21 protein-coding genes are annotated in these 20,629 nt (G+C 74.2%); 8 read left to right on the top strand and 13 right to left on the bottom strand.

Annotation, left to right across the window (positions count from 1 at the left end; all coding sequences use genetic code 11):
- Positions 1 to 125 precede the first annotated feature (125 nt).
- Both G6553_RS16900 and rplQ read left to right on the top strand, forming a co-directional pair.
- Positions 126 to 1,142 carry a DNA-directed RNA polymerase subunit alpha gene (locus G6553_RS16900; protein ID WP_166195649.1) on the top strand — a complete coding sequence of 339 codons (1,017 nt, stop codon included), beginning with the start codon at positions 126 to 128 and terminating at the stop codon, positions 1,140 to 1,142.
- Between the two features lie 240 nt (positions 1,143 to 1,382).
- Positions 1,383 to 1,973, top strand: a complete 591-nt coding sequence (gene rplQ / locus G6553_RS16895) for a 50S ribosomal protein L17 (RefSeq protein ID WP_166195647.1) — start codon at positions 1,383 to 1,385, stop codon at positions 1,971 to 1,973.
- Between the two features lie 87 nt (positions 1,974 to 2,060).
- On the opposite strand, the gene G6553_RS16890 is transcribed toward rplQ, so the two are convergent.
- Positions 2,061 to 2,420, bottom strand: coding sequence for a GntR family transcriptional regulator (locus G6553_RS16890; RefSeq protein WP_166195644.1), 360 nt, complete (start codon positions 2,418 to 2,420; stop codon positions 2,061 to 2,063).
- Positions 2,421 to 2,443: 23 nt separating this feature from the next.
- Here G6553_RS16890 and G6553_RS16885 point away from each other — a divergent pair, with 23 nt between their 5' ends.
- Complete coding sequence (locus G6553_RS16885) at positions 2,444 to 3,382, top strand: PfkB family carbohydrate kinase (protein ID WP_207619920.1); 939 nt, start codon at positions 2,444 to 2,446, stop codon at positions 3,380 to 3,382.
- Here the strand turns inward: G6553_RS16885 and G6553_RS16880 are convergent.
- Positions 3,379 to 5,076 carry an FAD-dependent oxidoreductase gene (locus tag G6553_RS16880; protein ID WP_166195641.1) on the bottom strand — a complete coding sequence of 566 codons (1,698 nt, stop codon included), beginning with the start codon at positions 5,074 to 5,076 and terminating at the stop codon, positions 3,379 to 3,381. The genes G6553_RS16885 and G6553_RS16880 overlap by 4 nt on opposite strands.
- Before the next feature lie 54 nt (positions 5,077 to 5,130).
- Between G6553_RS16880 and truA the strand changes: the two genes are divergently transcribed.
- Positions 5,131 to 5,961 carry a tRNA pseudouridine(38-40) synthase TruA gene (gene truA, locus G6553_RS16875; protein WP_166195638.1) on the top strand — a complete coding sequence of 277 codons (831 nt, stop codon included), beginning with the start codon at positions 5,131 to 5,133 and terminating at the stop codon, positions 5,959 to 5,961.
- Entirely contained in the window at positions 5,958 to 6,584 is a 627-nt protein-coding gene (locus tag G6553_RS16870; protein WP_166195635.1) for a methyltransferase, read from the top strand. Before truA ends, G6553_RS16870 begins: the two co-directional genes overlap by 4 nt.
- Before the next feature lie 7 nt (positions 6,585 to 6,591).
- Here the strand turns inward: G6553_RS16870 and G6553_RS16865 are convergent, their stop codons facing one another.
- The gene (locus G6553_RS16865) at positions 6,592 to 7,140 is read right to left on the bottom strand and encodes a hypothetical protein (protein WP_166195632.1); all 549 of its coding nucleotides are present in this window, start codon (positions 7,138 to 7,140) and stop codon (positions 6,592 to 6,594) included.
- 128 nt (positions 7,141 to 7,268) lie between these two features.
- Between G6553_RS16865 and G6553_RS16860 the strand changes: the two genes are divergently transcribed.
- A complete protein-coding gene (locus G6553_RS16860; RefSeq protein WP_166195629.1) occupies positions 7,269 to 8,249 on the top strand; it encodes a hypothetical protein in 981 nt (326 codons plus the stop codon).
- A gap of 88 nt (positions 8,250 to 8,337) precedes the next feature.
- Here G6553_RS16860 and G6553_RS16855 read toward each other — a convergent pair whose 3' ends face one another.
- The 5 genes from G6553_RS16855 to G6553_RS16835 are packed head-to-tail and all read right to left on the bottom strand — an operon-like array spanning position 8,338 to position 13,246.
- Positions 8,338 to 9,693, bottom strand: a complete 1,356-nt coding sequence (locus G6553_RS16855; RefSeq protein WP_166195627.1) for an ABC transporter substrate-binding protein — start codon at positions 9,691 to 9,693, stop codon at positions 8,338 to 8,340.
- Positions 9,690 to 10,859: a branched-chain amino acid ABC transporter permease gene (locus G6553_RS16850; RefSeq protein WP_166195624.1), complete on the bottom strand. Its 1,170-nt coding sequence runs from the start codon at positions 10,857 to 10,859 to the stop codon at positions 9,690 to 9,692. The genes G6553_RS16855 and G6553_RS16850 overlap by 4 nt, the downstream gene beginning before the upstream one ends.
- Positions 10,859 to 11,737, bottom strand: a complete 879-nt coding sequence (locus tag G6553_RS16845) for a branched-chain amino acid ABC transporter permease (protein ID WP_166195621.1) — start codon at positions 11,735 to 11,737, stop codon at positions 10,859 to 10,861. The genes G6553_RS16850 and G6553_RS16845 overlap by 1 nt, the downstream gene beginning before the upstream one ends.
- 12 nt (positions 11,738 to 11,749) lie before the next feature.
- On the bottom strand, positions 11,750 to 12,454 hold the full coding sequence (locus tag G6553_RS16840) for an ABC transporter ATP-binding protein (protein WP_166195690.1): 705 nt from the start codon (positions 12,452 to 12,454) through the stop codon (positions 11,750 to 11,752).
- 12 nt (positions 12,455 to 12,466) lie between these two features.
- Positions 12,467 to 13,246, bottom strand: a complete 780-nt coding sequence (locus tag G6553_RS16835) for an ABC transporter ATP-binding protein (protein ID WP_347565776.1) — start codon at positions 13,244 to 13,246, stop codon at positions 12,467 to 12,469.
- 229 nt (positions 13,247 to 13,475) lie between these two features.
- On the opposite strand from G6553_RS16835, the gene G6553_RS16830 reads away from it, so the two are divergent.
- Together G6553_RS16830 and G6553_RS16825 are read left to right on the top strand one after the other, a co-directional pair.
- Positions 13,476 to 14,708: a PucR family transcriptional regulator gene (locus G6553_RS16830; protein ID WP_166195615.1), complete on the top strand. Its 1,233-nt coding sequence runs from the start codon at positions 13,476 to 13,478 to the stop codon at positions 14,706 to 14,708.
- A 4-nt stretch (positions 14,709 to 14,712) separates the two neighbouring features.
- A complete protein-coding gene (locus G6553_RS16825) occupies positions 14,713 to 15,624 on the top strand; it encodes a ribonuclease Z (RefSeq protein WP_166195613.1) in 912 nt (303 codons plus the stop codon).
- 233 nt (positions 15,625 to 15,857) lie between these two features.
- On the opposite strand, the gene G6553_RS16820 is transcribed toward G6553_RS16825, so the two are convergent.
- From G6553_RS16820 to G6553_RS16800, 5 genes are all read right to left on the bottom strand, one after another.
- Positions 15,858 to 16,304 carry a hypothetical protein gene (locus tag G6553_RS16820; protein ID WP_166195610.1) on the bottom strand — a complete coding sequence of 149 codons (447 nt, stop codon included), beginning with the start codon at positions 16,302 to 16,304 and terminating at the stop codon, positions 15,858 to 15,860.
- Positions 16,305 to 16,306: 2 nt separating this feature from the next.
- On the bottom strand, positions 16,307 to 17,251 hold the full coding sequence (locus tag G6553_RS16815) for an alpha/beta hydrolase (RefSeq protein ID WP_166195607.1): 945 nt from the start codon (positions 17,249 to 17,251) through the stop codon (positions 16,307 to 16,309).
- A 31-nt stretch (positions 17,252 to 17,282) separates the two neighbouring features.
- Complete coding sequence (locus G6553_RS16810) at positions 17,283 to 18,434, bottom strand: acyl-CoA dehydrogenase family protein (RefSeq protein ID WP_166195604.1); 1,152 nt, start codon at positions 18,432 to 18,434, stop codon at positions 17,283 to 17,285.
- A 42-nt stretch (positions 18,435 to 18,476) separates the two neighbouring features.
- Complete coding sequence (locus G6553_RS16805) at positions 18,477 to 19,439, bottom strand: phosphatase PAP2 family protein (protein ID WP_166195601.1); 963 nt, start codon at positions 19,437 to 19,439, stop codon at positions 18,477 to 18,479.
- A 109-nt stretch (positions 19,440 to 19,548) separates the two neighbouring features.
- Positions 19,549 to 20,629 (bottom strand): dienelactone hydrolase family protein (locus G6553_RS16800; RefSeq protein WP_207619919.1); only part of this gene is annotated, 1,081 nt, incomplete at its 5' end.

The following is a 20,629-nucleotide window of genomic DNA, read 5'->3' as shown; positions in this document are numbered from 1 at the left end:
CCCTCGCACCCCTCGTCCGGGGTCCGCCGATCCGGTGGGCTCCGGACGTGGCAGCACCACCGCCTTCCGCCAACCTGCAGTTCGGGCCCGTCATATAGCGGGTGGGCCCGGAAAGGAAAACACCAGTGCTGATCGCACAGCGCCCCACCCTGTCGGAAGAGACCGTCGACGAGTTCCGCTCGCGGTTCGTGATCGAGCCGCTGGAGCCCGGCTTCGGCTACACCCTCGGCAACTCGCTGCGCCGTACCCTCCTGTCCTCGATCCCCGGTGCCTCGGTCACGAGCATCAAGGTCGACACCGTCCTCCACGAGTTCTCGACCATCGAGGGCGTCAAGGAAGACGTCACGGAGATCATCCTCAACCTCAAGGGCCTCGTCGTCTCCTCCGAGCACGACGAGCCCGTCACCATGTACCTGCGCAAGTCCGGTGCCGGTGACGTCACCGCCGCCGACATCGCCCCGCCGGCCGGTGTCGAGGTGCACAACCCCGAGCTGAAGATCGCCACCTTGTCCGACAACGGCAAGCTCGAGATGGAGCTCGTCGTCGAGCGCGGCCGTGGCTACGTCTCCGCCGTGCAGAACAAGGGCGCCGACAACGAGATCGGCCGCATGCCGGTCGACTCGATCTACAGCCCCGTGCTGAAGGTGACCTACAAGGTCGAGGCCACCCGAGTCGAGCAGCGCACCGACTTCGACAAGCTCGTCATCGACGTCGAGACCAAGCCGTCGATCCGTCCCCGCGACGCGATCGCCTCGGCCGGCAAGACCCTCGTGGAGCTCTTCGGCCTCGCTCGCGAGCTCAACGTCGAGGCGGAGGGCATCGACATCGGCCCGTCGCCCGTCGACGAGCAGCTCGCCGCCGACCTCGCCCTCCCGGTCGAGGACCTGCAGCTGACCGTCCGGTCCTACAACTGCCTCAAGCGTGAGGGCATCCACACCGTGGGTGAGCTCATCAGCCGCTCGGAGCAGGACCTGCTCGACATCCGCAACTTCGGCGCGAAGTCGATCGACGAGGTCAAGGCCAAGCTGGTCGAGATGGGCCTGTCCCTCAAGGACAGCGCGCCCGGCTTCGACCCGAGCGCCGCCCTCGCGGCGTACGGCGACGACGACGACGACGCGTTCGTCGAGGACGAGCAGTACTGAGCTGGATGTGCGCGAGCGTGTCGCCAGTGGAGCTTCGCTCCACGCGGCTTCGCCGCCGGGCGACACGCTGCCGCGCTCGCAGTTGACGTTCGCTTCGGTACAGCTCGGTTGGCGGCTCTCCGGCCGCTACCTGGGCTGAACCGAGCGAGCAGCACCACCTGAGACACCTACTGACCGGCGGCGCCCGCCGCCGGCCTACTACCCCGGTACCTGGTACGGCCGGGGAGGAACGAGAGAGACATGCCCAAGCCCACGAAGGGTCCCCGCCTCGGCGGCGGCCCGGCCCACCAGCGCCTCATCCTGGCGAACCTGGCCACCCAGCTCTTCGAGCACGGCCGGATCGTCACCACCGAGGCCAAGGCCCGCGCCCTGCGCCCCCACGCCGAGAAGCTGATCACCAAGGCGAAGAAGGGCGACCTGCACAACCGCCGCGAGGTCCTCAAGACCATCCGCGACAAGGGCGTCGTGCACACCCTCTTCACCGAGATCGCGCCGACCTTCTCGGAGCGTCCGGGTGGCTACACCCGGATCACCAAGCTCGGCCCCCGCAAGGGCGACAACGCCCCCATGGCGGTCATCGAGCTCGTGACCGAGGCCTACACCCCGTCGGCCCCGAAGACGACGGCCGCCCCGGCCGCCGCCGCCGCGCCTGTCGAGGAGGCTCCCGCCGAGGAGACCACCGAGGCCGGCCCGACCGAGCTCGGCGAGGAGGCGTCCCCCGAGGAGAGCGTCGTCGCCGAGGAGGAGACCGCGGTCACCGAGCCCGTCTCCGAGGAGGCCGCCGAGGCCGAGGCCGAGGCGGAGTCCACCGAGGACGAGCCGAAGGCCTGATCGAGGCCCAGCGCCACCCGTTCCACCACCGACCCGCCCGGGACACCCGGGCGGGTCGGTGTCATCTCCGGGTTCCCGGACCGGTCGCTACCAGCCGCGCTCGAGGCGACGGATCGCCTCGGGCAGGGTGAGCCCGGCCCGGCGGGCGGCGGCGACGTACGCCGCGGCCGCGCCCTCCAGCGCGTCGTCCGCGCGTCCCGTGCTGGTCGACGACGCGACGAACGTGCCGCGGCGACCCTCGGTGGCGACGACCCCGTCGGCCTCCAGGGCGCGGTAGGCCTTCGCGACCGTGTTCACCGCGAGCCCCAGCTCGGCGGCGACCGCGCGCACCGTCGGCAGCCGCGTCCCGGCCGGCAGTTCGCCGGACGCCACGCGGCGGGCGACCTGCGCCCGCAGCTGCTCGAACGGCGGCGTCGGGTCCTCATCGTCCAGGGGCTGCACCTGCATGGGGCACACCCTAGGGTGGCCGCATGGAGCCGGGTGCCGCGCAGGAGGAGCAGGACGGGCGCGACGTGCTGGTCGTGGGGGAGTCGCTCGTCGACGTGGTGCGGGCCGCCGACGGCACGACGCGGGAGCACGCGGGCGGCAGCGCCGCGAACGTCGCGGTCGCGCTCGCCCGGCTCGGCCGGCCCGTGCGGTTCGCGACGGCGTACGCCGCCGACGACCGCGGCGCGCTGGTCGACGCCCACCTGCGGGCGGCCGGTGTGGCGCTCGCGACCGACCCGAGGACGGTCCCGCACACCTCGACGGCGCTGGCGACGATCGGGACCGACGGCGCGGCGACGTACACCTTCGACCTGGCCTGGGAGCTCGGCCCGGTCGCGGACGAGCCGGCCCCGCTGGTCGTGCACACCTGCTCGCTCGGGGCGGTCGTCGCCCCCGGCGCCCAGGACGTCGTGGCGCTGCTGCGGCGGCTGCGGGACCGGGCGACGGTGACGTACGACGTCAACGCGCGGCCGGCGGTGACCGGCACGGGCGCGCAGGTGGTCGCACAGGTCGAGCGGGTCGTGGCGCTCGCCGACCTGGTGAAGGCCAGCGACGAGGACCTGGCCGCGCTCTGGCCGGACCTGGAGGAGGCCGCGGCCGTGGCCCACCTCCTGGCGCTCGGGCCGGCGGCGGTGGTGGTCACGCGTGGGGGCGAGGGCGCCGGCTGGACCAGCGAGCGGTGCGTCGTCGAGGTGGCGTCGCTGCCGGTCGAGGTCGCGGACACGATCGGCGCGGGCGACACGTTCGGCGCGGCGCTGGTCGACGCGTTGTGGGAGCGCGGGCGGCTCGGTGCCGAGCGGCGCGCGGAGCTCCGGGGGATCGGCGAGGACGAGGTCGCCGAGGTGCTCGAGCACGCCGCCCGGGCCGCGGCGGTCACGGTGTCGCGGCCGGGCGCGGACCCGCCGTACCGCTCGGAGCTCTAGACGCCGACGATCAACCCTCGGTCCTCGCGGGCCTCTGCCGGCGCGGGCAGGGTCGCCAGCCACTGGTGGACGAGGGGGACCACCGAGGCGCCCTCGCCGCTGGCGGCGGCCACCCGCTTCATCGACCCGGCGCGGAGGTCGCCGGCCGCGAAGACCCCCGGCAACGTCGTGGCCAGGCTCTCCGGCGGGAGGCCGTCGACCCAGCTGTCCCGGGGCACGTCCCGGCCGGTGAGCACGAAGCCGCGCGCGTCGCGCGCGACCTCCTGCGGCAGCCAGTCCGACTGCGGGTCGGCGCCGAGCAGCAGGAAGAGGCCGGACACGGCCCGCCGGGTGACCGACCCGTCGCGGGTGTCGCGCACGTCCAGCCACTCCAGGTGGCCGTCGCCGCCGCCGTCGGCGATCTCGCAGCAGGTGGCGGTGGCGATGCGCGGGTTGTAGGCGATCTCGCCGAGGAGGTAGGCCGACATGGTCGCCTCCAACGAGTCGCGCCGGACCATGATCGTCACCGACCGTGCGAACCGCGCGAGGTGGATGGCCGCCTGGCCGGCGGAGTTCCCGCCGCCGACGACGACGACGTCGGCGCCCTCCATCTCCCGGGCGGCGGTCATCGCGCTGCCGTAGAAGACGCCACGGCCCACGAGCTCCTCGACGGCCGGCACGCCGAGCTTGCGGTAGGCCACGCCCGAAGCCAGCACGACCGACCGCGCCCGCAGGTCGCCGCCGTCGGTGCGCACACAGTGACCCGCGGGGTGCGGCTCGATCGCCGTGACCTCCCAGCCGGTGAAGAAACGGGTGCCGAACCGGATCGCCTGGTTGCGCGCCCGTTGGGCCAGGCGCATCCCGGAGATGCCGCGGGGGAAGCCGAGGTAGTTGCGGATCATCGAGCTCGTGCCGGCCTGCCCGCCGACGGCCTCGACCTCGACGACGACCGTGGAGAGGCCCTCCGAGGCGGCGTACACGGCGGCGGCGAGCCCAGCCGGGCCGGCGCCGACGACGCAGACGTCGACGACCGTCTCGACGTCCACCTCGTCGGGCCGACCGTAGACCGCGACCGCCGCCTCCCGGACGCTGCGCGGCGCGACGGGCGGACGCTCCAGCGCCTCGACGAGTGGGTACGTCGCGGGGCCGTCCCACCGGGCGAGCACCGCCTGTCCGGACGGGCTGTCGGGGTGGTGCACGCGGTTGGGGAGCCCCATCCGGTCGAAGAAGTCGCGCAGCCCGAGCGTCAGTGGGTCCCCCTCGGGCGAGACGATCCGGACGCTCTCGACCTCCGGCTCGGCCACGGTCGAGCCCCAGTCCGACAGCAGCTCGCAGACCACGCCGTGGAACTCCTCGTCGCGCACGCCGCGCGGCATGAGCAGGTAGGCGTCGTACTTCCCCTTGGCCAGCCCCAGGCGCAACGCCGGCGCGTCGAGCAGGAAGCGGTCGTGGTGGGCGGCGACGATGCGCCGGGCCGTGGGCACGACGCTGCGCCACCGGGCGAAAGCCTCCGGGACACCGGAGTCGGGCAGCACCGACTCGGTGACGAACAGTGCGACCTGGCCGCCGCGCGCGAGCACGTCGCGGGCCACCTGCTCGGCCTCGTCGGCGGAGGTGGCGGTGCGCAGGTCGTAGTCGCGCTGGTAGCGCCCGAACTCGTCGAGCAGGAAGTCCGCGTTCGTCTCCGAGACGAGCACCAGGGTCGGAGCGGTCATGGCTGCAGGCTAGGCGCCCCACGTGAACACCGCGTGTCCTGAGAGGATGCGCGGGTGCGGATCCGGATCGACCTCGCCTACGACGGCGGCGGCTTCCACGGCTGGGCGGCCCAGCCCGGGCTGCGGACCGTGCAGGGCGAGCTGTCCGCGGCGGCGGCGACCGCGCTGCGGGTGCCGTCGGTCGACCTGGTCTGCGCCGGGCGCACCGACACCGGCGTCCACGCCCGCGGGCAGGTCGTGCACTTCGACGTCGAGCCCGACGCGCTCGCCCGGTCCGCCGGGCGCTCGCCGGACCCGCCGCTGGAGGCGCTGGTGCGCCGGCTCAACGGGATCCTCCCGGCCGACGTGCGGGTACGCCGTGCGGTCGAAGCGCCGGACGGGTTCGACGCGCGCTTCTCCGCGCTGTGGCGCCGCTACGCCTATCGGGTCGCCGACACCCCGGCCGCGGTCGACCCGCTCACCCGCGGGCACGTGCTGGCCTGGCCGCGCCCGCTCGACGTGGACCTGATGAACGAGGCGGCCGTGCTGCTGCTGGGCCAGCACGACTTCGCGTCCTTCTGCAAGCAGCGCGAGGGCGCGACGACGATCCGGGTGCTGGAGGAGCTGTCGTGGCGGCGGGTGCCGTCGGGCGTGGTCGAGGCGACCGTCCGTGCGGACGCGTTCTGCCACAGCATGGTCCGCTCGCTGGTCGGCTGCCTGCTCGCCGTCGGCGAGGGCCGCCGCGCGGTCGCCTGGGCCGGGGACGTCCTGGCCGCGGAGCGGCGCGACGCCTCCGTGGCCGTCGTGCACGCGCACGGGCTGACCCTCGAGGAGGTCGCCTACCCGCCCGACGCCGAGCTCGGTGCGCGGGTCGAGCTGACCCGGGCGAGGAGGGACAAGGCATGAGCGGGGACGACCAGGGAGTCGACCAGCACGAGGACCACTACTTCTCCGCCGACCCGTCGGTGCCGTTCAAGCGGGAGCCGGTCACGGCCGAGGTGTGGGGCCGGACGCTGTCGCTGGTGAGCGGCTCCGGCGTCTTCGCCAAGGGGCGGCTCGACATCGGCACGGCGGTGCTCTTCCGCGAGACCGAGCCGCCGGCCGGCGGCCGCGTGCTCGACCTCGGCTGCGGCTACGGCGTCATCGGTCTCGCGGTCGCGGTCAGCGCCCCGGACGCCACGGTCACCGCCGTCGACGTCAACGAGCGCGCGGTCCTCCTCGCCAACGAGAACGCCGCGGCCCTCGGCGTCGCCGACCGCTACCGCGCCGCCACCCCGGACGCCGTGGAGCCGCACGCGACGTACGACGAGATCTGGTCGAACCCGCCGATCCGCATCGGCAAGCAGGCGCTCCACGAGCTGCTGCTGACCTGGCTGCCGCGGCTCGCGCCCGACGGCCGGGCGGTCATGGTGGTCGGCAAGAACCTCGGGGCCGACTCCCTGCAGCGGTGGCTGGGGGAGCAGGGCTACCCGACGACGCGGCTGGCCTCGGCCAAGGGGTTCCGCGTGCTGGAGTCGCGCCGGGCCTGACGGCCCGTCAGGGCGCCATCCGGCCCATCAGCCCCTTCTTCTGCTCGGTCGAGCGCTGCTGCTCGCCGGCGAAGGAGCTCACGACGACCAGCGCACCGGTCAGTGCGGGGACCACCCACTGAAGGGCGGCGAGCTGCTGCTGGGCCTTGGCCACCTCCGGCGGGGTGCCCGACTCCGGCTCGGTGCCCGAGGCCGCCGGCATCTGCGTCTCTTGCGACACCTTCTTGCCGAGCACGCGGGAGTACGCCGTGACGCCGAGGGCGGCGGCGGTCAACGCGGTCTTCACCACGACCATCGAGCCGACGCCCTGCTGGGCGGCGATGCGGCCCTTGTTGCCGCCGAGCTGGCCGATGCTCCCGGCGAGGTGGGCCCCGATGGCGGCGGCGTTGACGGGGGTCCACCGGTCCCAGCCGGTGTTCGCGACCGCGCCGACGTCGGAGGACGCGGTGGCCTGCGCGGCCGCGGGATTGAGGGCGACCGCGTTGGCGAGCGTGCCGCCGAACCAGGCGGCGAGGCCGACGTCGTGGAGCGAGCGGGACAAGGTGTTGCGAGCCATGGGTGGTACCTCCGGGTGCAGGGGTGGGGAGGCCCGAGCGGTACCCGGCCCTGGAGCGGGGATACGACGGCGCGGAGGTGGTGCCGATCTTCCGGCCCCACCCGCGGCCGGGACGTACGCTCCTCGCCATGCTCCGGGTCGCGCTCCGCGTGCTCGCCGCGCTGGTCGCGGCGGTGGTGGTCACGGTGGCGGTGGTGGTGGCGCTCGGGCGCGACGGGACGGACCCGGGTGGGGGGACGCCACGCCCAGCCGTCGAGGAGGGACGGCCGCGGGTGGCGCCACGGCTGCCGGGAGAGGTGCTGACCACCATCGGGGTGGTGTCCTACAACGCGTTGCGGCACCTGCCGCTCGAGCGGGCCCGGCGCGACTGGGACCGGCTCACCGGCCGCGACGACGTCGACCTGATCGGCTGGCAGGAGTCGAAGTCGCCGGCGTTCCGCCAGCTGTACCCGCAGTACCGCGCCCGCGGCTGGGAGACCTGGCACTGGCCCGACCCCGACGGGCCGATCTCGTTGGCGGTCTCGTGGCGGACGGCGACGTTCGAGCTGCTCGACGTGTCGTTCCGGCGGATGCACCGGGGCGGCTACCCGCGGGAGACGACCGACCCGTTCCCGGCCCGGTGGGTGGTGACCGCGCAGCTGCGGCACCGCGCGACCGGGCGCACGGTCACCCTGCTCAACACCCACGTGAACCAGCACATCGAGACCGGCCAGCGTTTCGAGCGGAACCTGAACGCCGAGCGCGCGAAGCAGCACCTCGCCAAGCTCGCGCGGATGTGGGACACCGCGCCCGGCTCGGTCGTGCTAGGCACGGGTGACTACAACTTCGACTTCGCCGACGACTCCCGCGCGAAGCCCGCCGGCGGGATCACCCGCACCTTCCGCGGCCACGCCACCTCGACGTACCAGCTGCTCGGCCTGGACGGGCTCCGGCCGACCCGCGAGACCCGCTGGATCGACTACGTCTTCGTCGCCGACCGGTCCCTGCGCAGAGCCGCAGCGGGGGCCCGTGGCGGGTCGGGCACCGCGCAGGTCGCGCGGCACCGGGTCCTCGACGGCTACGCCTCCGACCACGCGCCGTTGCTCGCCCGGATCCGCGTCTACCGATGAGAGACGCCCACCCGGGTGGACCCGGGTGGGCGTCTCACGGTCTCGGAGCCTCAGGCGCGTGCGTGTCGAGCGCCGGTCACGACGAAGGTCACGGCGCCTCGGGCACACCGTTCTCCGGCGGAGCGTCGCCGTCCTGGCCGGAGTCGTCCTCGACGATCTCGGCGTCGCCGATGTCGGTGACGAGCACCGGCGTGAGGTCCTCGCCCGCGCCGTTCCGGATCTCGACCACCCGCATGCCGGAGATGCCGAGGTGGCTGTCGGAGGAGTAGCGGAACGGCGCGAGCTGCGGTCCCTCGAGGTCGGCGCCGATCTCCTCCATCGCCTCGACGATGCCGTCGCGGGTGAGGTCCTCGCCGGCCGCCTGCAGCGCCTGCACGAACGCGTAGGCGTGGGACATGCCGTAGACCCGGTAGTTGGTCAGCTTGCCCTTCTCGCCGTGCCCGTCCCAGACCTTCTGCCACAGCTGGACCCACGGGTCGTCGGGCTGGTCGACGCCGGGGATGTACTCGGTGGTCATCACGCCGTCCAGCGAGCTCGACCCGCCCTCGACCGCGCCCTCGGAGAAGCGGGAGAGCAGCGAGCCGACGAGGTCGGCGTCGGAGCCGACGTTGGTGTAGAACCACTGCGGCTCGTAGCCCAGCTTGAGCGCGACCAGCTGGCTGAGCGCGGTGTACGACGGCGTGTTGAACGACAGCACCAGGTCCGCGCCCGCGGCCTGGAGGCTCGCGATCTGCGGCCCCACGTCGGTGTTGCCCGAGGTGTAGCGCTCGGCCGCGACGACCTGGTCGTCGAGGAACTGGCGCACGCCCTTCTCGGCGTCGTCGCCGAAGTCGTCGTCCTGGAGGAAGAGGCCGACCTTGGCGTCGGGCATGTTCTCCGCGACGTACTGGCCGATGATCTTGCCCTCGATCTCGTAGTCGGGCTGCCAGCCGAACGTGTAGGGGTAGGCGCTCGGGTCGTCACCCCACTGCAGGGAGCCGGAGGAGACGAAGAAGTCCGGGACGCCCTCGTCGTTGAGGAAGTCCACGACCGCGCTGTGGGTGGGCGTGCCGAGGCCGCCGACCATCGCGAAGATCTCCTCCTCCAGCACGAGCTCGTTGGTGACCGAGCTGGTGTTGGTGGGGTTGTAGCCGTCGTCGCGGACGACGTACTCGATCTGCCGTCCGTGCACCCCGCCCTGCGCGTTGACGTAGTCGAAGTACGCCTTCGCGCCGGTCGGGATCTCGTTGTAGCCGGGCGCGGCCACGCCGGTGAGCGGGAAGTGCGCGCCGATCTTGATGGAGTCCTCGGTGACGCCCGGCGCGGTCGCGCCGCCGCCTCCGTCACCGCCGTCGCCACCTCCGCCGTCGTCGTCCCGGCCGCCGGCGCCGCAGGCGCCCAGCAGGAGTACGCCGACCGTGGCGGCGGCGACGAGGGTGGTGGGCCGATGGAGCCGTCGTCTCATGTCGTGCTTCCCTTCGAGGTGGTGGTGGCTGGGTCCGTGGCTGGGTCCGTGGCTGGGGTGGCCGGCGAGGTCGGGTCCGTCGTCGCGGCCCCGCCGGTCTGCGCGACGGCGGATCGGCGCAGCCGGCGCTTGACGAGGGCCGTGCGGACGGTGCCGACGATCCCGGCGGGGGCGAGCAGGATGACGAGCACCATGACGACGCCGTAGACGAGCGGCGCGAGCTCGGCAGCGCGGATGTCGGAGAGCCCGGCGTCGACCCCGAGGTCGGTGACGACCTGGGGGAGGAACGTGAGCAGCGCGGCCCCGATGAGCGCGCCGGCGAGGCTGCCGAGCCCACCGAGGACGACCGCGCTGAGCAGCGTGAGGCTCAGGGTCAGCGTGAAGCCGCTCGGCGCGGCGAGCCGGACGGTCACCGCCATCATCGCGCCGGCCGCGCCCGCCGCGGCCGCGCTCACGACGAACGCCGAGACCCGGGCCCGGCCCAGGTGCACGCCGGCCAGCTCCGCGGCCACCTCGTCGTCGCGGACCGCCCGCCAGCGCCGGCCGACCCGGCTGCGGGAGAGGTTCGCGAGGAGGACGAAGGTGATGACCAGCGTGACCCAGGCCAGGTAGGCGACGTACCGGCTGCGGGTGAGGTCCTGGCCGGTGACGAAGAACGCCAGGTCGAGCACCCACGCCGGGATGTCGGGCAGCACCACGCGCAGGCCCTGCTCGCCGCCGAGCTGCTCCTTGAAGTAGAGCGCGATGCCCGGCACGGCGACGGCCAGGGCCAGGGTGGCGCCGGCGAGGTAGGGGCCGTGCAGCCGCGCGGCGGCCGCGCCGACCGCGATGCCGACCAGCAGGGTGACCACGACCGCGGCCAGGACGACGAGCGGCAGCGGCGTGCTCGCCTCGCGGTCGTCGAGCAGCAGGGCGGTGGTGTAGGCGCCGATCGCCATCAGCGCGCCGTGGCCGAGCGAGATCTGGCCGTTGAGGCCGGTCAGCACGGTCAGGCCCCCCGCGGCGATGCCGAGGTAGGCCATCGAGGCGAGCTGGAGGTTGCGGAAGTCGCTCGAGCTCTCGAGCACGACCACCACCACGACCAGGCCGAGCAGCGCGACGAGCAGGTGCCGGCCGAGGATCGAGCCGGCCCACCAGGCGGAGGCGCGGGCGCGCAGGGCGGCCATCAGACCCGCCTCGCCGCGGTCTGGGCGAACAGGCCGCCCGGCCGGAGGACCAGCACGAGCATGAGGATCACCAGCGCGGCGAGCGCGACCAGCTGCGACCCGACGTACCCGCTCACGAAGGAGAGCGCGAGCCCGAGCAGCAGCCCGCCCACGACGGCGCCGAACGGGCTGTCGAGCCCGCCGAGCACGGCGGCGACGAAGCCGTAGACGACGACGGAGTCCATGTAGCCGGGGTGGACCAGGCTGCCGCCGGCGATGAGCAGCCCGGCCAGCGACCCCACCACGGAGGCCAGCGCCCAGCCGAGCGTCAGCATCCGCCCGACGCGGACGCCGAGCAGCCGGGCGACCTCGGGGTTGAACGCCGAGGCGCGCATCCGCAGCCCGATGTCGGTGCGCTGGAAGAGCAGGAGGAGCAGCCCCATCGTCACCAGCACCGCGAGGATCGTGAAGATGCCGAAGCCGGTCAGCGCGATCGTCGTCCCGCCGACCTCGATGCCGCGGACGCCGAACGGCGCCGGGAAGCTGCGGTAGCGGTTGCCGAAGATCACCGCCGCGAGCGCGTGGAGCACGATGAACAGGCCGAGGGTGAGGATGACGGCGTTGATCTCGGGACCGCCCTCGACCGGCCGGACGACCACGCGCTCGATGACCGCGCCCAGCACCAGCCCGCTGGCCAGCGCCGCGGCGAAGGCCAGCCAGTAGGAGTGGCCGGCGTCGACGATGACCAGCGCGACGAACGTCGTGACCATCGCCATCGGGGCCTGCGCGAAGTTCACCACCCGCGTCGAGCGCCAGATGAGCACCAGGGCGAGCGCGAACGCGGCGTAGACCATGCCGAGCGTCAGGCCGCCGAGGGCGGTGTTGAGGAGCTGTTGCACGAGGTCTCCCGCTCAGAATCCGAGGTAGGCGTGACGGAGCTGGTCGTCGGCCGCGAGCGCGTCGGCATCGTCGTCGGCGACGACGCGGCCGAGGTTGAGCACGACGCCGCGGTGGGCGATCGAGAGCGCGCTGCGGGCGTTCTGCTCGACGAGCAGGACGGTGAGCGACTCGGACTCGACCAGGCCCCGGAGCAGCTCGAAGATCTGCGCGACGATGCGCGGCGCGAGCCCCAGCGACGGCTCGTCGAGCAGCAGCGTCGTCGGCCGGGCCATCAGCGCGCGCCCGACGACGAGCATCTGGCGCTCGCCGCCCGAGAGCACGTGGGCCGTCGCCGCGCGGCGGTCGGCGAGGACCGGGAAGAGGCCGTAGACCCGCTCGAGGTCGCTGCTGTCGACCTTGCCGGCGCGGCCGAGCGCGCCGAGGCGGAGGTTCTCCTCGACGGTCAGCTCGGTGATCACGCCGCGCCCCTCCGGGACGTGGGCGAGGCCGAGGGCCGGCATCCGCTCGGCGGCGACCTTGTCCAGCCGCTGGCCGTCGAGGTCGACCGAGCCGCGCTCGGCACGGTGGAGGCCGCTGATCGTGCGCAGCAGCGTGGTCTTGCCGGCGCCGTTCGCGCCGAGCACGGCGGTCACCCGGCCGCGCTCGGCGGTGAACGAGACGCCGTCGAGGGCCCGGACCGGGCCGTAACCGGCGGCGAGGTCGGTGATCGTGAGCATCGCGGGCACGGGTCAGCCCACCTGCTCGCCGAGGTACGCCGCCAGCACGGCCGGGTCGTCGCGCACCTGCGCCGGCGTGCCGGAGGCGATGCGGCGGCCGAAGTCGAGGACGGTGATCTCGTCGCAGACCCGCATCACCAGGTCCATGTGGTGCTCCACCAGCAGGACCGAGACGCCCTGCTCGGCCGCCAGCGACTGCACCAGGTCGCCCAGCTGGGCCATGTCGTCGGCGCCCAGGCCGCTTGCCGGCTCGTCGAGCAGCAGCAGGTCGGGCTCGGCCGCGAGCGCGCGGGCCAGCGCGACCCGCTTGCGGACCGGGTACGGCAGGCTGCCGGGATAGCGCGCGGCGTACGACGCGATGCCGAGGCGGTCAAGCACGGCCATCGCCCGCTCGCGCAGGGCGCGGTCGTCGCGGGCCGCGCGGGGGAGGCCCAGGAGCGCGGTGAGGAAGCCGGAGCGGGCGTGGCGGTCGGCGCCGACGAGGACGTTCTCCAGGACGGTCACCCGGTCGAAGAGCCCCAGGCCCTGCAGGGTGCGCGCCATCCCGAGGCCCGCCAGGTCGTGCGGCCGCAGCCGGGTGAGCCGCTCGCCGCGGCGCTCGATCGTGCCGTCGTCGGGCACGACGAAGCCGCACGCGACGTTGAACAGCGTGGTCTTGCCCGCGCCGTTCGGGCCGATGACGCCGTGGACGGTGCCGGGCGTGACGGCGAGGTCGACGTCGGTGAGGGCCTTGACGCCGCCGAAGGTGACCGTCACGCCGTGCAGCGCCAGGGCCGTGGCGCGCTCGTCCACGCCGGCCGCGGCCGGGGTGCCTGCAGGCCTGTCGGGGCTGCTCGGAGACGGCGGCAACGGACCTCCCGGACGGACGCCCCGAGGCGGGTCCCCGGGGTGTGACGCGGACCACCTTGGTGCCCGCGCACAGGATGCGCACTGGGCGCGGCGCACAGATTCGGTTGGACGGGCCGCCCCGAACCTGCGCCGGGGCTGGTGCTCTTTGTGCAGGGAGTGCGAACGTGCCCTCATGCGCTCCGCCCACCCGACCGTCGGCGCGACGCCGGACGCCCCTGCGGCCGACGCCGCGGCGCAGGCGTGGGCGCTGCTGCTCGACCAGTCGGACACGATCGCGGACAGCATCACGCTCGCGCTCTTCGAGCGGGACGCGCACCTCTACGAGCGGATCGGCCCCGAGCTGCGCGTCGACGTCCGGGAGAGCACCCGCGTGCACATCCGCCGCGGTCTCGAGGTGCTCTCGGGGCAACGGCCGTCGGGCAACCAGACCGCGACCGACGTCTGGCGCGAGACCGGTCGGCGGCGTGCGCGGCAGGGCGTGCCGCTGGAGCTGGTGCTCAACGCCTACATGCTCGGCGCGCGGGTGCTGTGGGAGGCGCTGATCGCCCGCTCGGCGACCGCGCCCGAGGGCCTGGTCGACGACCGGGTGCTGCTCGCCGCCGGCGGCACGGTGTGGTCGAACCTCGACGTCCAGAACGCCGTGCTCATCGAGGCCTACCGCCGCGAGGCCGCTCGCCTCCAGCGCCACGACCTGCAGCGCCAGCAGTCGGTGCTCGACGGGCTGCTCGAGGGCCGCGGCGCCGACCCCGACTTCGCCGAGGAGGCGCGCGCCGTGCTCGACCTCGGCGCCGAGGACGCCGTCGCCTGCGTGGTCGCGCTCTACGACGACCCGCCGGACTCCCTCGGCCCCGCCGAGGACCGGCTCGACCGGCTCGGCGTCGTCGCCCGCTGGCACGTCCGCGCCGGGATCTACTTCGGCCTGCTGGCCGGGCCGCTGCCGGACGAGCCGGGGATCGCCGAGCTGTTCGAGCCGTACGCCGCCGGGCGGATGGGCGTGGCCGCGGCGCCCGACGGCCTCGCCGGCTTCGCCACGGCGTTCCAGCTGGCGTGCCGCGCCGCCGAGACGCTCCCGCGCGCCGGCCGCGGCGTCGTGCCCGTCACCGAGCGGCTGCCCGAGGTCCTGCTCGCCGGCAGCCCCCAGGTCGCCCCGCTGCTGCTTGCCCGCACCCTCGGCCCGATCCTCAACCAGCCCGAGGCGCAGGCCCGGACCCTGCTCGACACCCTCGCCGCGTTGCTGCGCCACGGCGGCTCACCCACGCACGCGGCCGAGGAGCTCTACTGCCACCGCAACACCGTGATCTACCGCCTCAAGCAGATCGAGCAGCTCACCGGCCGCTCGCTCGCCGACCCCCGCGACAAGCTGCTGCTCGAGCTGGCGATGATGGCGTGCGGCTCGGCCGGCTGAACCGATGAGCGTGCGCGAGCTGGTCGTGCTCGGCACCGCCTCGATGGTGCCGACGCGCACGCGCGCCCACCAGGCGGCGGCGCTGCGGTGGGACGACGAGGTCGTCCTGCTCGACCCGGGGGAGGGGACGCAGCGCCAGCTGACCTTCGCCGGCCTGGGCGCGGCGAGCATCACGCGCCTCTGCCTGACCCACCTGCACGGCGACCACTGCCTCGGCCTCCCGGGCGTGCTGCAGCGGATGGTCGTCGACGGGGTGACCCGGCCGGTCGACCTGTACTTCCCGGCGTCCGGGCTCCCGTACGTCGAGCGGCTGCTCGACGCCAGCGCCGCCGTCGCCACGCCCGACGTGCGCCTCCACCCCGTCTCGGCGGCCGGCCGGGTCGACGACTGGGGCGGGCTCGTGCTGAGCGCCGGCGAGCTCGACCACAGGGTCGAGACCTACGGCTGGCGGTTCCAGGAGCCGGACGGTCGCCGGATGCTGCCCGAGGCCCTCGCCGCCCGCGGGATCGCCGGGCCCGCCGTGGGCGAGCTGCAACGGGCCGGGTCGCTCGTCGTGGATGGCCGCCGCGTGGCGCTCGAGGAGGTGAGCGAACCGCGGCCTGGGCAGTCGTTCGCGTTCGTCATGGACACGCGGTGGTGCGACGGCGCCCTCGACCTGGCCGCCGACGTCGACCTGCTCGTCAGCGAGGCGACGTACCTCGACGGCGAGGAGGAGCTCGCCGACCGGTATGCCCATCTCACCGCCGGCCAGGCCGGCCGTCTCGCCGCCGAGGCCGGCGCCCGCCGACTCGTCCTCACCCACTACTCCGCCCGTCATCCCGACGAGGAGCCCTTCGCCCGCGACGCCGGTGGTCACCACCCCGACGTCCACGCCGCCCGCGACCTCGACCTCGTCGCTGTGCCGGCCCGGCGGTAGTCCGGGGCCGCCGGGGCATTCCGTGCCTTCCGTGCGTTGGGGCCGGGGTCGTGTGCCCAGCGACGCGCCCCGGCTCGTCCTCCGGCACACGACCGCGACCAGGGGACCGACACTCCGGCGCAATTGCGCGGTCTCAGCAGCCGGCCGGGCCGATCGCGCGACACTTCGGCGCAATTGAACGATCGTCGACGCCGCGGGCCGTTCCGCGACGACCCGCGAGCGCGCCGCGGCGGCTACCCGCCGGTCGGGACCTCGTCTCCCCCTTCGTCGCCCGCCTCGGCCCCTTCCTCGACCGCGACGCCCTGCCCGGCCGCACGCCGACGCTCGGCGGCGGCGATCGCGAGCAGGGCAGCGGCGGAGGCGACGGAGACGACGAGGCGGGACCGGCGGAGGCCGTGGTCGGCGAGCCAGCGGTGGAAGGAGACGTCGGCGCGCTCCCAGCGCGGCATGGTCCGCCAGGTCAGGCCCGCGACAGCAGCGGCGCCGAGCCACTGGACGGCGGGCGGCGCGTGCAGCTCCGGGTCGCGCAGCCCGTCGAGGGCGGAGGCGGAGGTGGTGACGGTGAGGCCCAGGCGGTACGCCGTGCGGGCGCGCGGCGAGAGGGTGGTCGGGTCGACCAGCCCGAGCGCGCTGGGTGCGACTGCGAGCACGACGTCGCGGGCGGAGGGTGCGGCAGCCACGGTCAGCGCACCGCCCCGTCGTGCAGCACCTTCCGGAAGAGCCCGCAGGTCTCCTCGACGGCGGCCTGGGCCGCGGTCGAGTGGCGGCCCATGTCGACGAAGCCGTGGATGAGGCCGGGGAAGACCCGGTGCTCGACGGCGACACCGGCCTCGGACAGCGCCCGGGCGTAGGCGTTGCCGTCGTCGCGCAGCGGGTCGAGCTCGGCGGTGACGACGACGGCGGGGGCGAGACCGTCGAGGCGGCCGTGCAGCGGGGAGAGCCGCGGGTCGCCGAGCGCGGAGGGGTCGCCGACGTACTGCGCGCCGAACCAGTCCATCGTGCGCCGGTCGAGGAAGTAGCCCTCGGCGTTCTCGGTGTGCGAGGGGTAGGAGCCGCCCATGTCGGTGACGGGGTAGACGAGCAGCTGCGCGGCGAGCGGGCGGTCCTCGTCGCGGAACGCCTGGGCGACGACCGCGGACAGGTTGCCGCCGGCCGAGTCGCCCGCGACGGCCATCCGGTCGTCCCCGCCGAGGTCGGCCAGCGAGTCCGAGACCCAGCGGGCGGCGGCGAGCGCGTCGTCCACCGCGGCGGGGAAGGGGTGCTCCGGCGCGAGCCGGTAGTCGACGGAGACGACCACGGCGTCGCAGAGGGTCGCGATCGTCCGGCAGGTCAGGTCGTGGGTGTCGAGGTCGCCGATGACGAACCCGCCGCCGTGGAAGAACGCCACGGTCGGCAGCGGGCCGGCGGCGGCGGGTCGGTAGACGCGCGCGGCGAGGTCGCCGGCGGCGCCCGGGACGGTGATGTCCTCGACCGCGTCGACGGCCGGCACGGAGGCCGGGTCGCGCAGGTCGACGGTGAGCACGCGGAAGCCCCGGCGAGCGTCCTCGGGCGTCTGCTCGTACATGGGCGGGCTGCCGGAGCCGGCCATGAGCTGGAGCAGCACGTCGAGCTGGGGGTCGATCGGCACGGAGGGTCCTCCTGAGGGAAGGGGTGAGGGTTCAGACGAAGGCGCTGATGCCGGTCTCGGCGCGCCCGATGAGCAGCTTCTGCACCTGGCTGGTGCCTTCGTAGAGGGTCATGACGCGGGCGTCGCGGAGGTACTTCGCGGGCGGGTACTCGTCGACGTACCCGGACCCGCCGTGGACCTGGATCGCGTTGTTCGCGGCGCGGACGGCGGCCTCGGAGGCGAAGAGCTTCGCCTTGGACGCGGCGACGCCGAACGGCTGCCCGCGGTCGATGAGGTCCGCGCAGCGCCACACGAGCAGCCGCGCGGCGTCGGCGTCGAGCGAGATGTCGGCGATGAGGTCCTGCACGAGCTGGAAGCCCGCGATCGGCCGGCCGAACTGGGTGCGCGTCGTGGCGTAGGAGACCGCGGACTCCAGGCAGCCCTGCACGATGCCGACGCAGCCGGCGGCGACCGAGACGCGACCCTTGTCGAGGGTGGTCATCGCGATCTTGAAGCCCTGCCCCTCCTCGCCGAGGCGGGCGGAGGCGGGGACGCGCACGTCGTCGAGGAACAGCTCCGCGGTCGCCTGGCCCCGCAGGCCGAGCTTGCCCTTGATCTCGCGGGCCTCGAAGCCCGGCGCGTCGGTCGGCACGAGGAACGCGGTGACCCCGCGCGGCCCCGGCCCGCCGGTGCGCGCGAAGACGAGCGCGACCTGCGCCCAGGTGCCGTTGGTGATGAACAGCTTGCGGCCGGTGATGACGTAGTCGTCGCCGTCGCGGACCGCCCGCGAGGTGAGGTTGCCGGCGTCGGATCCGGTGTCGGGCTCGGTCAGCCCGAAGCAGCCGAGCACCTCGCCGGACGCGATGCGTGGCAGCCACTCCTGCTTCTGCTCCTCGGTGCCGGCGGCGAGGATCGACTTGCCGACCAGCCCGTTGGAGACCGAGACGATCCCGCGCAGGGCGGAGTCGGCGCGGCCGAGCTCCTCCATGGCCAGGACGTAGGTGAGGTAGTCGCCGCCGAGCCCGCCGTACTCCTCGGGGATGGTGAGCCCGAAGAACCCGATCTCGGCCATCGCCGGGATGATCGCGGTGTCGACGGCCTCGCGCCGGTCCCACTCGATCCGGTGCGGCACGGCCTCGCGCTCGAGGAACTCCCGCGCGAGGGCCCGGAAGCCCTCCTGCTCGTCGGTGAGGCTGAGGTCCATGCGGTCATCCTGCCGGGCGCGTGGTGGAGCCGGGCGTCGAGGTCAGTGCGCGGGCGCGCGGTCCTGGCGCCGCTCCCACCAGCCGCAGCCGGCAAGCACCAGCCCGGCCAGCACGGCGCCGGCGACGACGTCGATGACGTAGTGCTCGGCGAAGTAGACGAGCGCGAGCGACATCGCGAGGGGGTACGCCGCGAGCAGGCACCGCCACCGGGTCCGCAGGCGGAGGATCCCGTAGCCGGCGACGAGGAACGCGATCCCCGCGTGCAGCGACGGCATCGCGGCGACCGGGTTGCCGACGCCCTGCAGCACCAGGTCGAAGCGGCCGAGCCCCACGTCGGCCCAGCCACGGCTGGTGATCCGGGCGACCTCGCCCATGTAGCCGTCGCGCGAGGCCATCCACGGCGGCGCCATCGGGTAGAGGATGTAGACGACCAGCGCGCCGAAGTTGATCGCGAGGTAGCGGCGCATCCACCGCACCCACTCCGGCCGGCTGCGCAGCCACAGCACCGCGGCCAGGGTCAGCCCGGTGACGAAGTGCGAGGCGTAGACGGTCGTGAGCGCCACGTCGAACCACCGCGGCGGCAGGTCGCGCGTGCACGGGTCGCCGCACCAGGCGGCCTGGAGGTGCTCGGTGGGGGTCGTGCCTCCGCCGAGCCACTCGTCGACGCGGATCGGCATCGTGATGTGCACCGGCAGGCCGAGCTCGTCGGTGAGGCCGCGGCTGTAGAAGTAGATGACCAGCCCGACCACCGGCGGCCACCAGTCCCGCAGGAACTGCAGGTGGTGGCGCGCGGGCTCCTGCACGTTCCAGGCGATCGTGGCCAGCCACAGCCACAGGAAGACCTGGACGGTGTCGTTCGGGATGCCGAGCAGCTGCGACCACACGGCCAGGACCACGGCGTACGCCGTCATGGCCGCGACGCGCGGACCTCGCCGCGTGCGCCGCGCGGGCGCTGGCCCGGGGTCAGTCGTGGAGCGCTCCTCCTGCTCCTCGACCTGCGTCACGCGCCTCATCCTAAAGAAGGGTCTCGGCGCTGTCCTGCTGAACGGGTGGGACCTGTGCGACAGGTGGGGTGCAGCCTCGGCGTCGCCCGGCCGGACTCGTCCGGCCGGGCTACTGGGCGCTGCGGCTGTCGGTGACGACGCCCGGCCAGGCCTCGACGAGCCCGTCGAGCGCGGGGGCCGCCTGGTCGGGGCCGAGCACCGAGCGCAGCTGCGCGACGACGACGTGCCGGATGGCCGGCCAGGCGTCGACCGAGGCCAGCTCGGGGTCGATGCAGCCGTCGGAGGCGAGCCGGACCAGGTTGGCCGGGATCGGCACGCCGAGCAGCTCGGCGACCGAGAGCAGGCCGGCGTCGCCGTCGCCGACCTCGCACAGGTCGCTGAACGCGAGGTGGCCGGCGCCGCCGAGCACCACGATGCGCTTGGGCGCCGACATGGCGACGTACGCCTGCTCCATCCGTTCCTGGGTGACGATCTCGTCCGCGCCGCCGACGAGCAGCAGCCCCGGCTGCGTGGGCACCTCGGTGGCGCCCTCGTCGAGCGCCCCGGTCGCGGCGCCGGCCATGCCGACCCAGGTGTCGACGCGGGCGTCGGCGACGGCAAGGTTCTCGACCGCGCGGCCGCCGGCGGAGTGGCCGACCGCGCCGACGCGGGTCATGTCGACGCGCTTGTGCAGCCAGCTCTTCTTGGTGCGGGACTTGGCGCCGAGCAGCGTGATCGTGTCGCGCAGGTCCTGCACGTCGGTGGTCGTGCCGGGCGTGCCGCCGAGCACGGTGGTCATCGTGCGGCTGCGGTGGTCGGGCGCCGCGACGACGTAGCCCCACGACGCCATCGCCGCGGTCAGGAACGTCGACTGCTGGCGGAAGCCGGCGAACCCGTGGCTGAAGACGACCAGCGGGAAGCCGCGGCGCGCGATCGGCGCGCGCCGCACGCCGCCGCTGGGGTGGGTGACGGTGGCGCCCTCGGGCAGCAACCCCTTCAAGAAGGGCGGGAGGTGCTCGACGATGTCGTAGGTGCCCTCCGGCTTCCCGGCGACGTCGGCCGGGCGGGTCGGGTACCAGACCTCCACCAGCGCACCCGACGGCAGCCGCATGCTGCGCTGCCCGACGCCGTACGGCCCGTCCTCGGCGTACGCCGTGGGGCCGGGGGCGGGCTGCTCGTCGCTCGCGGTCGCCGGGGCGGGGACGGCCAGC

Source organism: Nocardioides sp. IC4_145, assembly GCF_011250565.1.
Lineage (GTDB): Bacteria > Actinomycetota > Actinomycetes > Propionibacteriales > Nocardioidaceae > Nocardioides.
The sequence above is the reverse complement of the archived record's forward strand: the minus strand, read 5'-3'. Positions and strand labels throughout refer to the sequence as shown.